The organism is Butyrivibrio sp. INlla16 (genome assembly GCF_900104155.1).
GTDB lineage: Bacteria > Bacillota > Clostridia > Lachnospirales > Lachnospiraceae > Butyrivibrio.
Genome location: NZ_FMYB01000014.1, coordinates 59,261 through 71,728, shown reverse-complemented (window position 1 = coordinate 71,728; position 12,468 = coordinate 59,261). Strand labels below are relative to the sequence as shown.

Below are 12,468 nucleotides of genomic sequence, written 5' to 3'. Positions count from 1 at the left end.
TGTTTAAAAACTTCAAGGGGATGGAGAAAGCGGTTATGCCGAAGACTAGGATAAGGTTAAAGGGAAAGCTCAAGACTTTTCTTAGAATTTTCATATATCTGGGGATTCTGTTAGCGTTTGTTACGATTGCGGTGTTTACCGTGGATTTCAGGGCAGGGCTTATAGTTGCTGCGTTCGCGGCGCTGTATCTGATGGCTGTAATTTATCTCGATTTTTATAATAAGCCGATAATAATGAACGAGCTGGTGAGTTTCGCCACGGAGTATGGGCAGATTCAGAAAAAGCTCCTTCGCGAGCTGGATCTTCCGCATGCGCTTTTGGATGATACCGGGAAGGTTGTGTGGACCAATGCTGCCTTTGAGAGGGCGCTGCACCAGGAGAAGGGTTTTCATAAGTCAATTTCCGTGCTTTTTCCGGGGATAACTCCTGAGAAGTTCCCCACGGGCGATGAAGAGACGCATCAGGATGTCGAGTATGACGGCAATTATTTCACGCTGAAGATGAAGAAGATCTCGCTTGATGAGATGGCGGCGAACAGCGATATCATCGAGTCGGACGGCTACGAGGGCTATCTGGTTGCGGTTTATCTGTTTGATGAGACTGCGTTAAAACTGGCTATAAATGAGGTTGATTCCCAGAGTCTGGCAGCGGGGCTGATTTACATTGATAACTATGATGAGGCTCTTGAGAGTGTCGAGGAGGTCAGAAGGTCGCTCCTGACGGCGCTTATCGATAGAAAGATAAACAAGTATATCGCGACCTGTGATGGTATTGCGAAGAAAATTGAGAAAGATAAGTATTTCGTGGTAATGCCGAAGAAGTCGGCGCAGTATCTGAAGGAAGTGCGCTTCGATATTCTGGAGGATGTTAAGACTGTTAATATCGGTAATGAGATGGCGGTTACGCTCAGTATCGGTGTCGGAATTGACGGTTTGTCCTATGCGCAGAACTACGAGTTTGCTAGGAATGCGATTGATGTGGCGCTTGGCCGAGGCGGTGATCAGGCGGTTGTGAAAACTCCGGACGAGATCATGTATTTCGGTGGTAAGAGTCAGAAAGTCGAGAAATCTACAAGGGTTAAGGCGAGAGTTAAGGCGCATGCCCTTAAGGAGATTATTAATGGAAAAGATACTGTTATCGTTATGGGTCACAGGCTCGGTGACGTTGATAGTTTCGGTGCTTCGGTCGGCATTTACAGAATTGCCAAGACGCTCGACAGAAGGTGCCATATAGTTTTGAACGACGTTACCAATTCGATGAAGCCTTTGGTCGATCTTTTCAAAGATAATCCGGAGTACGAGTCGGATATGATTATCAGTAATCAGCAGGCGATTGATATCGCAGGCAACAACGTGGTTCTGGTGGTTGTGGATGTCAACAGGCCGAGTATTACTGAGTGTCCGGAGCTTCTGAAGTTCTGTAAGACGATTGTGGTGCTCGATCACCACAGGCAGGGCGCCGAGGTTGTGGAAAATGCGACGCTTTCCTATGTTGAGCCCTATGCGTCCAGTGCGTGTGAGATGGTTTCCGAGGTTCTGCAGTACATAGACGAGACTGTTAAGATAAGGCCGGAAGAGGCTGACAGTATGTACTCGGGAATTGTTGTGGATACGAATAATTTCATGAACAAGGCCGGTGTCAGAACTTTTGAGGCGGCAGCTTTCCTTAGAAGAAACGGCGCGGATGTGACGAGAGTTCGTAAGCTCTTCAGAGAGGATGCGACGGAGTATAAGGCAAAAGCGGATGCTGTCGGTCAGGCTGAGATCTACCGCGGTGCTTATGCGATTTCGGTCTGCAGCGCGGATGAGGTTCAGAGTCCCACTATCGTTGCGGCTCAGGCGGCAAACGAGCTTTTGAATATCAAGGGTGTTAAGGCGAGCTTTACATTCACGCAGTATCAGAATCAGATATATGTCAGTGCGAGGTCGATTGACGAGGTTAATGTTCAGATTATTATGGAGAAGCTCGGCGGCGGCGGACATATCAGTTCCGCGGGATGCCAGTTTGAGGGCATTGGAATCGACGAGGCGATCGGAAAAATTAAGGGGCAGATCGATATTATGATCGAGGCTGGGGAGTTGATGTAAAAAGCGGAGGATGTTATGGAAGTAATTTTACTTGAAGATGTTAAATCACTTGGAAAAAAAGGCGATGTCGTTAAGGTGAGCGACGGTTACGCTTCGAATTTTATTTTACCTAAAAAGCTTGGAGTTGAGGCTACAAAGGCTAATCTCACAAACTTGAAGAACCATAAGGCGAAGGATGCGCGCGATGCGCAGGCTCTTCTTGAGAAGATGCAGGAGTATGCGAAGGAGATAGAGAAGGCGACCGTGCATCTTACAATGAAGGCAGGCGAGGGCGGAAGAGTTTTCGGTTCTGTTTCTTCGAAGGAAATTGCTACAGAGGCAAAGAAGCAGTGCGGTTTTGATATCGATAAGAAAAAGATTCAGCTTTCAGAGCCCATCAGAAACTTCGGTACCACTGAGGTTCCTGTAAAGCTTCATCCTCAGGTCACCGCAACACTCAGAGTTTCTGTTACGGAGGCTTGATATGCCCGAAGAAAATGTAATTCAGCGCACGATGCCGAACAGCCTCGAGGCTGAGCAGTCGGTGGTGGGCGCCATGCTAATTGATAAGGATGCGATTCAGATCGCGTCGGAGATAATCACAGCGGACGATTTTTACAACAGGCAGCTGGGGATGCTCTTCGAGGCGATGGTTGAGCTGCACCAGGTGGGCACTCCGGTCGACGGGGTGACGCTGCAGAATCATCTGAAGGAAAAGAATGCGCCTCCGCAGGTCTACGACATGAACTATATTCTGGGGATGGCGAGCTCGGTTCCGACTTCCGCAAATGTGAAGTTCTATGCTGAGATCGTCAATGAAAAGAGTAAGCTCCGCGAGCTTATTCATTCCTGCGGCGACATCATAAATGAGTGTTACAGCGAGAATAAGGATCTGCCGGATCTCATGACAGATGTGGAGAAGGAGATTTTCCGCATCACGCAGCTTAAAAACAGCGGCGAGTTCGTTCCGATCAGTGAGATCGTTATGAACGCCCTCAACAAGATCGAGATGGCAAGTAAGATGCAGGGCACGGTTACCGGTCTTGCAACAGGTTTTACGGATCTTGATTATAAAACCGCGGGCTTCCAGCCTTCTGATCTGATTCTGATCGCAGCCCGTCCTTCAATGGGTAAGACTGCGTTTGTTTTGAATATTGCTCAGTATATGGCTTTTCATCAGGATAAAACTGTTGCGGTTTTCTCTCTGGAAATGTCGAAGGAGCAGCTGGTTAATCGTCTGATGTCCATGGAATCACATGTTGATTCGCAGCACATAAGGACAGGTAACATGACGGATATGGACTGGGAAAACTTGATCGAGAGTGCGGACCTCATCGGCAGGTCGCATCTTATCATCGATGATACGCCCGGTATCTCCATTCAGGAGCTCCAGTCGAAGTGCAGAAAATACAAGATGGAGCATAATCTCCATATTATTATGATCGACTACCTGCAGCTGATGAGCGGCAGCGGTAAGCGTTCCTCCGAGTCGAGACAGCAGGAGGTATCCGAGATTTCAAGAGCGCTCAAGGCTCTTGCCCGTGAGCTGAACGTGCCTGTTGTTGCGCTGTCACAGCTTTCCCGTGCGGTTGAGCAGAGGCCCGACCACAGGCCGATGATGTCCGACCTTCGTGAGTCCGGCGCGATCGAGCAGGATGCGGATATGGTTATGTTCATCTATCGTGATGATTACTACAATAAGGATACCGAGCGTAAGGGTGTCTCCGAGATTATTATAGCTAAGCAAAGAAACGGCCCGATCGGTACGGTTGAGCTGGCATGGCTTCCTGAATTCACCAAGTTCGCGAACCTCGAGCCGTCGAGAAGAAGTAACGTTGAATAAGGCAAATAAAAAACTCCGAAGCAATCGCTTCGGAGTTTCCTTTTCTAAAATTTGCTATTAGCCCTGAGAGATAGCTGAAACAGGGCACTGAGCTGCGCAAGAACCGCAATCGATGCATGTATCAGGATCGATGTTGAACTGTGAGTCTCCCTGAGAAATAGCAGAAACAGGGCACTGACCTGCGCATGATCCGCAGCTGATGCAAGAATCACTAATAACGTATGCCATATCAAAAATCTCCTTCCTGAAAAAAGTTTGTAATATCTTAGCGATCGGAAAGCCACTTCCAATCAATATTACCTACTACAAAGGATATGATAATATAATTGTCTGTTTTACGCAAGCAATTTAACGATAACTTTTATCTATAAAATAATAGTTTATAAAAGATTTATTATTTTTAGATTTTCGTTATTTTGTTTAGAAAAATTATCAGGGGATGTGCCGAGAAATGGCTTATTTCCGTTGACTTTGGGATTTTACAATGTTAGAATTTAAATTGCGCGTAGTGCGTACATTAGCGATTTTACGGCATAGGTGTGTAAAAGCTTAACATGCCTATCCTGAAAATCCATATTAATCTTATTAAAGGTAGGAGGAATAGAAATGGCAAGAAACATGAAAACCATGGACGGTAACGAGGCTGCTGCATATGCTTCATATGCGTTTACCGAAGTTGCTGCCATGTACCCGATCACTCCTTCATCAGTTATGCCTGAGCATGTTGATGAGTGGGCAACTGCCGGAAAGAAGAACATCTTCGGCCGTACAGTACAGATCACAGAGATGCAGTCAGAGGCAGGTGCAGCAGGTGCTGTACACGGATCTCTTGTAGCAGGTGCACTTACATCTACTTACACTGCATCACAGGGACTTCTTCTTATGATCCCTGATATCTACAAGGTAGCAGGTGAGAGACTCCCCGGCGTGTTCAATGTATCAGCTCGTTGTGTAGCTTCACACGCTCTGAACATTTTCGGTGATCATTCTGATGTTTATGCATGCCGTCAGACAGGTGCTGCAATGCTTTGTAGTTCAAGCGTACAGGAGGTTATGGATCTTACACCTGTATCTTACATGTCTGCAATCGAAGGAAAACTTCCTTTCATTAATTTCTTTGATGGTTTCCGTACATCACACGAAATCCAGAAGATCGAGGTTTGGGATTACAAGGATCTCGATGAGATGGTTAATCATGAGGCTATTGACGAGTTCAAGGCTAACGCCCTTAACCCGAATCACCCTCGTCAGATGGGTTCAGCTCAGAACCCTGATATCTTCTTCCAGGCTAGAGAGGCTTGCAACACAGGTTACGACGAGCTTCCTGCAATTGTTCAGAAGTACATGGACAAGGTTAATGCTAAGCTTGGTACAGATTACAAGCTCTTCAACTATTACGGAGCTGCAGATGCTGAGACAATCATCATCGCTATGGGTTCTGTAAACGATACAATCGAGGAGACAATCGACTACCTTGCTAAGAAGGGTCAGAAGGTCGGCGTAGTTAAGGTTAGACTTTATCGTCCTTTCGATGCTAAGGCACTTGCCAGCGCTATCCCTGCAAGCGTTAAGAGAATCGCAGTTCTTGACAGAACTAAGGAGCCCGGTTCTTACCGTGAGCCTCTTGCTCTTGATGTTATCGCTGCTCTTAAGGGCACTAAGTTCGAGTCTGTTCCGGTTATGTGCGGACGTTATGGTCTTGGTTCCAAGGATACAACTCCTGAGCAGATCGTTGCTGTATTCAACAACACAGACAAAGAGCAGTTCACAATCGGTATCAACGATGATGTTACACATCTTTCACTTGATGCTGGTGAGCCCCTTGTTACAACTCCCGAGGGAACAACCAACTGTAAGTTCTGGGGTCTTGGTGCTGACGGTACTGTTGGTGCTAACAAGAACTCCATCAAGATCATCGGTGACAACACAGACATGTATGCTCAGGCATACTTCGATTATGACTCTAAGAAGTCAGGTGGTGTTACAATGTCTCACCTTAGATTTGGTAAGACTCCTATTAAGTCAACTTACCTCATCAAGAAGGCAGACTTCGTAGCTTGCCACAATCCTTCATACATCCGCAAGTTCAACATGGCTCAGGAGCTTGTTGACGGTGGATCATTCCTTCTTAACTGCCCTTGGACAGTAGATCAGCTTGAGGCTGAGATCCCCGGCCAGGTTAAGAAGTTCATGTATGACCACAAGATCAACTTCTATATCATGAACGGTTCCAAGATCGGTGTAGAAGTAGGTATGGGTCCTACAAGAATTAACACAATCCTTCAGTCTGCATTTTTCAATATCACAAAGATCATTCCTGAAGATCAGGCGATCAAGTTCATGAAGGATGCTGCTCAGAAGACATACGGCCGTAAGGGTGAAGATGTCGTTAAGAAGAACTGGGATGCTATCGATGCCGGTGCAGATCCGAAGAACCTTATCAAGGTTGAGATCCCTGAGAGCTGGAAGGACGCTAAGGACGAAGGTCTTGAGTTCACAGAGGCTAAGGGCGATCGTAAGGACGTTGTTGATTTCGTTAACAACATTCAGGCTAAGGTTAATTCTCAGGAAGGTAACACCCTTAAGGTTTCCGATCTCCTTCCTTATGTTGATGGTTCCACACCCAGTGGTTCTGCTGCATTCGAGAAGAGAGGTATTGCAGTTAACGTTCCGAAGTGGGATGCTACAAAGTGCGTAGAGTGTGGATTCTGTTCACTTGTTTGTCCTCACGCTGCAATCAGAACAGTTGCTCTTACAGACGACGAAGTTGCTAAGGCTCCTGAAGGACTTCAGACAAAGGATCTCAACGGAGTTCCCGGATACAAGTTCTCAGTTGTTATTTCTGCACTCGATTGTACAGGATGCGGCTCATGTGCTAATGTCTGCGTAGGTAACAAGGCAGGCGAGACTCTTAAGATGGGCGCTATCGCTGATAACAAGGATGAGCAGAAGTACTTCGATTATGCTGTTAAGACTCCTGTTAAGACAGAAGTTGTTGAGAAGCTTAAAGAGACAACAATCAGAGGTTCACAGTTCAAGCAGCCTCTCCTTGAGTTCTCAGGCGCTTGCGCAGGTTGTGGTGAGACACCTTACGTTAAGCTTGTTACTCAGCTCTTTGGTGACAGAATGTACGTTGCTAATGCTACAGGATGTACATCAATCTGGGGTAACTCCTCACCTTCAACACCTTACACAGTAAACGAAAAGGGCCAGGGTCCTGCATGGGATAACTCCCTATTCGAGGATAACGCTGAGTTTGGTTTCGGTATGGTTCTTGCACAGAACGCACTCCGTGACGCTATCAAGGAGAAGGTAGAAGAGATCGCAGCTGGCAGCGGTTCCGCTAAGGACGCAGCTCAGAAGTGGCTCGACACATTCTCAAACGGCGCTACAAACACAGCTGCTACAGAAGAGCTCGTAGCTGCACTTTCTGGCGACAGCTCAGATGCTGCTAAGTATGTTCTTAAGAATAAGGACTTCGCAGCTAAGAAGTCACAGTGGATCTTCGGTGGTGACGGATGGGCATTCGATATCGGATTCGGTGGTCTCGATCACGTACTTGCTTCCGGTAAGGATGTAAACGTTCTCGTTGTTAACACTGAGGTTTACTCAAATACAGGCGGACAGTCTTCTAAGGCTACACCTACAGGTGCTGTTGCACAGTTCGCTGCAGGCGGTAAGGAGATCAAGCAGAAGGATCTCGCTTCTATCGCAATGAGCTATGGTTATGTATATGTTGCTCAGATCGCTATGGGTGCTGATATGAACCAGACACTTAAGGCAATCGCTGAGGCAGAGGCATATCCGGGACCTTCACTCATCATCGCTTATGCTCCTTGTATCAACCAGGGTCTCAAGTCCGGTATGAACAAGGTTATGGACGAAGAGAAGAAGGCAGTAGCAACAGGTTACTGGCATATGTTCAGATTTAATCCTGCTGCTGAGCAGAAGTTCACTCTTGACAGCAAGGCTCCTACAGAGGAGTATCAGGACTTCCTTGACGGTGAGGTTAGATACCTTTCACTTAAGCTTAAGAATCCTGAGAGAGCACAGAAGCTCTATGCTAAGTCAAAGGAGAACGCACAGGAGCGTCTTGAGTATCTGAATAAGTTGGTTACACTTTATTCAAAGTAATTAACTAATAAACAAGGAAAGGCTTCGGAGAAATCCGAAGCCTTTTTTATAAATCTTATTAAATTTCAGATAATTTCTGAATTGCATTATCCTTAATTATCACCTGATAATGCTCATCCAGATACTGTTCACTGATAGAACTTGCTGACTCGGATCTGCCGTACTCGGACAAGATCGAGCAGAGCTTCTGCAAAACTGAAGCGGATTCGTTACCTGGGTGAATCAGTAGGTAGAGTCTTCCGTTGCTGTCGCTCTTGTACAAGGTGTTGCGGACAGAAGCACTGGTTCTGTTCAGCTGTGCGAACTTCATTACATCGTGCATTGAAGCGAAGGAGAACAGGAAGAACGGATCGACTGCGGTTTTACCGGCATTGGAAGCAGGTCTCTGTGGAGCTTCCTTCTTTGCGGTGTTCAGAACGCGGTCTATCTCATCTGCGTCGGAAGTTGATTCATTTTTCAGACGCTGGAACAGATCCATGACGTCCTCTTCCTCAGCAGCTTCGTTATCTGTACCTGAGACTTCACTTTGTATAGAAGGTGAGAAGTTGGCAAATCTGGTGTCCAGTTCCTCGGGATCTTCAACTTTTGTAATTATTAAAATGATGCATTCGGAATTGATCGGAACTGCTTCAATCATAAGCGGAATGTCCTCCGCGTCGAAGCCAAACTGGTAATTGGCCTGTTGCATCATGTCGCGAAACAGGTCCTTCGCCTTCTCGGTTCCGTATGCAAGTTCGCTGATTTTCAGCTGTCTGCTTGCAAGATCTTCCTTAGTAAGTGTGCATCGGATTTGGCAATCATTAACTCGCTCGATTTTCATGCGATGCCCTCCATAAAAAAGGTTGTTACATATGTATATATAGTTATTAAATGTTATAGGAAACAACTGCATGTGTCAATACTTCTATCGACATGTTTCGTAATTTAATATATAGGTTAGAATTATAAATAATTATAAAATTGAATTTTGGTGTTGACAATATGATCCCGGTCGTGTATATTACATACTCGTGGTGCCTCTGAGAGTACGTATCGGAGAGGAGGCATGGTACACAATATTTGAATAATTACGATTGTTCCGTCGTTCTTGACGGAATGTCTTACAAGTTCATCCGAGAATCATCGGAAGAAATCAAATCCCTGTAAATTATTTTTTAATTAGTACAAACTTACAACAAAGTATTAACTTGCAGGAATTGTTTTAACTATAGAAATGAATTTTTACTATAGGAATGAATTGTGATACGAGAAGAGGCACCAGTGCCAATAGCCTCGGCTCGTAATCCCACTTCGCATATCAATAAATTTTTGAAATAGCAATTAGATTTTTTAAAAGCGGTTAAGGAAACTATCACTTATGTTACATCTAACTTTTGAGCCTTCTTTTGGAATCTAACCTTTGATATTCGAATTTTAGTTGATAAATATTGACTGGAGGCCCCACCACCGGTTACAACACGCATAATTAAGACAAATAAAATGTGTCAAATTCGGTATGCGGGGTGCGGATTACAGAGCCGACGGCAAAATGGCAATTAAACTACATAATATGGTATAATAAGCGATTGGAAGGAGTCACAGATGAAGAAAAAAATTAAACCGGTGATTTTCATAATCGCTCTTATTATATTATTTGGACTTATATATGCGGGTCAGCTTGCCTTCGAGCGTTTTTCCTATACGAAGGAGCGGGTGGACCTTAATGAATACTATGGCCTTACTGACCCCACGCAGGCTGTTTTGATCCTAAATGACAAGCTCATGGAGGAGAAGGCCGGATATTACAATGATAGATATTACCTGGACTATGAGCTTGTCCAGACAGATATAAGCAACAGATTCTATTATGGCGCTGATGACGGGCTTCTGATTTATACTGGTCCGAACGCGATTTATACTGCCACGGTCGGTGAGAGCATCATCACCTCTTCCGCGGGAGACAGCGAGGATCTGGGCTTTCCGGCATCTCTGCTTGAGGGCGATAAGCTCTACGTGTCTGTGGATTATCTGAAAAAATTCGCTTCCATGAAATATGAGAGTTTTGCGGATGAAGGTCCTGCCAGAATCAGGATTTATACTTCGGATGCCGGGGAGAGCCAGAACGGAACTCTTAAGAAGGATATTGCTATCAGGAAGCTTGGTGGTAGGAAGAGTGAGGTTGTAACCGAGGCTCCTGCCGGCACGGTTACCGTGATCGAGGAGATGGAGGAGTGGTCCAGAGTCATCTCATCCAACGGTCATATCGGATATGTTGAGAACAAGCATATCAAGGATGTCGCGCCCGTAGTAGTGAGCGTGGACGATGGTGAGGGAAAAGTTGCCCTTGGAGAGTATACTTCTATGTCACTTGGATCAAAAGTAAACATGGGATTCCATCCGATAGGTGGCATCCAGGGAAATGAGACGGTTTCCGGTATTCTTGCGCAGGCTAAATCCTTGAACGTCATTTCACCCACCTGGTTTTCACTTGATGGAAATGAAGGAAATATCTCAAGCTATGCGACTCATGATTATATCACTGCAGCGCATGCGGCAGGAGTGCAGGTCTGGGCTGCTGTTGATAATTTCAACAATCCGAATGGCTGTGATACCGAGGCCGTTGTTTCACATGCGGCGTCCAGAGCGAATCTTATTGCGAACCTTATGGCACAGCAGGCTGAGTTTGGCTTTGACGGTATAAATGTGGACTTCGAGCTTATCGATGAGAGCTATAGCCGCTCTTATCTGGAGTTTTTGAGAGAGCTGTCGGTGGCATGCCGTCAGAATCAGATTGTTTTGTCTGCCGATGACTATGTTCCGATGGATTTTAATGATCACTATGACCTTACCGAGCAGGGAATTGTCTGCGATTACGTAATTATAATGGGATATGACGAGCATTATTCCGGTTCGTCCGAGGCAGGTTCTGTCGCATCCATCGGATATGTTCAGAGTGGTATCCAGAAAGCGCTCGAGCAGGTTCCGGCAGAGAAGCTTGTAAATTCCGTTCCTTTCTATACAAGATTGTGGACGACCAGCGGCGGAGAGCTTTCAAGTAAGGCTTTTCATATGGACGGCGTAGCAAATGTGATTTCCGAAAAGGGAATCGAGCTTAAGTGGGATGAGAACACATGCCAGTACTACGGCGAAGCAACCGCTGAAAACGGCGATTTCTATCAGATATGGAACGAAGACGCGAGATCCCTTGAGGCTAAGCTGAATGTAATGCAGAGCGCCGGCATCGCCGGAGTTGCGGAGTGGGCCCTCGGGTTCGAGACCGCAGATGTTTGGGATGTGATTGCGGAGTATATGGCGAAGTAAGAGGGGAATAAAGATATACCAAAGGAAACCATGAACACTGAATTAATTCAAATTAACGAAAATAACATAGATGCCGCCGCCCTTGCGGCCTTGCAGCGAGCCGGCACAATCCTGAAAAACGGCGGTCTTGTCGCTTTTCCAACAGAGACGGTTTACGGTCTTGGCGGAGATGCACTTAATCCGAAGTCTTCCATGAAGATATATTCCGCGAAGGGCAGGCCCTCAGACAATCCGCTGATAGTGCATGTTGCGGACATGGAATCAATCGAGAAGATAGTAAAAAAGCTTCCGGAGGCGGCATACAAGCTTGCTGAGGTACTTTGGCCCGGTCCCCTTACTATGATAATGGAAAAGTCACAGGAAGTTCCCTATGAGACTACAGGAGGTCTTGAGACCGTTGCGATAAGAATGCCCAGCAACAAAATCGCAGCTGAGCTGATCAGACAGTCAGGCGGATATATCGCGGCGCCGAGCGCGAATCTCTCGGGAAGACCAAGTCCCACCGAAGCAAAGTACTGCATCGAGGACTTAGACGGCAGAGTTGATATGATAATTGACGGAGGACAGGTTGGAATCGGCCTGGAATCTACTATAATAGACTTAACTTCGGATACGCCCATGATTTTGCGCCCCGGATATGTGACGCAGAAGATGCTTTCCGATATTCTCGGGGATGTGAGTATTGATAAGACAATTCTCAGCGCCGACAGCGGGGTGAAGCCCAAGGCTCCCGGGATGAAGTACAGACATTATGCACCAAAAGGCGATCTTACGATAGTTGAGGGTGAACCCGATAAGGTTACGGCATACATCAACGAGAAGATCTCAGAGCACAGCAAAAACGGAGAGCGAACCGGTGTCATCGCAACAGATGAGACTCGTGATAAATACAGAGCCGACGTCGTAAAATGCGCGGGAAGCCGAGAGGACGAGGAAGAGATTGCAAGAAATCTTTTCAGTATTCTGCGGCAGTTCGACGATGAGGATGTAAAATGCATGTATTCCGAGGCTTTTGATGATACGGGACTGGGGCAGGCAATAATGAACAGACTGCTGAAGGCAGCTGGACATAAAGTGGTGAGGGTGTAAAGCTGACGGATGAGGGGAAAAAATTAAAGAAGAGGA

General features: G+C 46.2%; 8 protein-coding genes. 6 read left to right on the top strand and 2 right to left on the bottom strand.

Going from position 1 to position 12,468, the window contains the following annotated elements:
- Positions 1 to 35 precede the first annotated feature (35 nt).
- The 3 genes from BLR42_RS08650 to dnaB are packed head-to-tail and all read left to right on the top strand — an operon-like array spanning position 36 to position 3,909.
- Positions 36 to 2,087 (top strand): DHH family phosphoesterase, encoded by a 2,052-nt coding sequence (locus tag BLR42_RS08650; RefSeq protein WP_026498363.1) that lies wholly within the window; start codon positions 36 to 38, stop codon positions 2,085 to 2,087.
- A 15-nt stretch (positions 2,088 to 2,102) separates the two neighbouring features.
- Complete coding sequence (gene rplI / locus BLR42_RS08645; protein WP_026498362.1) at positions 2,103 to 2,549, top strand: 50S ribosomal protein L9; 447 nt, start codon at positions 2,103 to 2,105, stop codon at positions 2,547 to 2,549.
- Position 2,550: 1 nt separating this feature from the next.
- The gene (gene dnaB, locus BLR42_RS08640; RefSeq protein WP_091825726.1) at positions 2,551 to 3,909 is read left to right on the top strand and encodes a replicative DNA helicase; all 1,359 of its coding nucleotides are present in this window, start codon (positions 2,551 to 2,553) and stop codon (positions 3,907 to 3,909) included.
- A 57-nt stretch (positions 3,910 to 3,966) separates the two neighbouring features.
- Here the strand turns inward: dnaB and BLR42_RS08635 are convergent, their stop codons facing one another.
- Positions 3,967 to 4,137, bottom strand: coding sequence for a DUF362 domain-containing protein (locus BLR42_RS08635; RefSeq protein WP_022760404.1), 171 nt, complete (start codon positions 4,135 to 4,137; stop codon positions 3,967 to 3,969).
- Between the two features lie 378 nt (positions 4,138 to 4,515).
- Between BLR42_RS08635 and nifJ the strand changes: the two genes are divergently transcribed.
- Positions 4,516 to 8,043, top strand: a complete 3,528-nt coding sequence (gene nifJ / locus BLR42_RS08630; RefSeq protein ID WP_022760403.1) for a pyruvate:ferredoxin (flavodoxin) oxidoreductase — start codon at positions 4,516 to 4,518, stop codon at positions 8,041 to 8,043.
- 58 nt (positions 8,044 to 8,101) lie between these two features.
- On the opposite strand, the gene BLR42_RS08625 is transcribed toward nifJ, so the two are convergent.
- Positions 8,102 to 8,863: an adaptor protein MecA gene (locus BLR42_RS08625; RefSeq protein ID WP_091868286.1), complete on the bottom strand. Its 762-nt coding sequence runs from the start codon at positions 8,861 to 8,863 to the stop codon at positions 8,102 to 8,104.
- A gap of 761 nt (positions 8,864 to 9,624) precedes the next feature.
- On the opposite strand from BLR42_RS08625, the gene BLR42_RS08620 reads away from it, so the two are divergent.
- Together BLR42_RS08620 and BLR42_RS08615 are read left to right on the top strand one after the other, a co-directional pair.
- Entirely contained in the window at positions 9,625 to 11,343 is a 1,719-nt protein-coding gene (locus BLR42_RS08620) for a glycosyl hydrolase family 18 protein (RefSeq protein ID WP_091868284.1), read from the top strand.
- Between the two features lie 30 nt (positions 11,344 to 11,373).
- Positions 11,374 to 12,432 (top strand): L-threonylcarbamoyladenylate synthase, encoded by a 1,059-nt coding sequence (locus tag BLR42_RS08615; RefSeq protein ID WP_091868282.1) that lies wholly within the window; start codon positions 11,374 to 11,376, stop codon positions 12,430 to 12,432.
- The last annotated feature ends 36 nt before the right edge of the window (positions 12,433 to 12,468 follow it).

Coding starts and splice junctions, on each gene's coding strand:
- BLR42_RS08650 (WP_026498363.1), top strand. CDS start 36: ATGCCGAAGACTAGGATAAGGTTAAAGGGAAAGCTCAAGACTTTTCTT.
- rplI (WP_026498362.1), top strand. CDS start 2,103: ATGGAAGTAATTTTACTTGAAGATGTTAAATCACTTGGAAAAAAAGGC.
- dnaB (WP_091825726.1), top strand. CDS start 2,551: ATGCCCGAAGAAAATGTAATTCAGCGCACGATGCCGAACAGCCTCGAG.
- BLR42_RS08635 (WP_022760404.1), bottom strand. CDS start 4,137: ATGGCATACGTTATTAGTGATTCTTGCATCAGCTGCGGATCATGCGCA.
- nifJ (WP_022760403.1), top strand. CDS start 4,516: ATGGCAAGAAACATGAAAACCATGGACGGTAACGAGGCTGCTGCATAT.
- BLR42_RS08625 (WP_091868286.1), bottom strand. CDS start 8,863: ATGAAAATCGAGCGAGTTAATGATTGCCAAATCCGATGCACACTTACT.
- BLR42_RS08620 (WP_091868284.1), top strand. CDS start 9,625: ATGAAGAAAAAAATTAAACCGGTGATTTTCATAATCGCTCTTATTATA.
- BLR42_RS08615 (WP_091868282.1), top strand. CDS start 11,374: ATGAACACTGAATTAATTCAAATTAACGAAAATAACATAGATGCCGCC.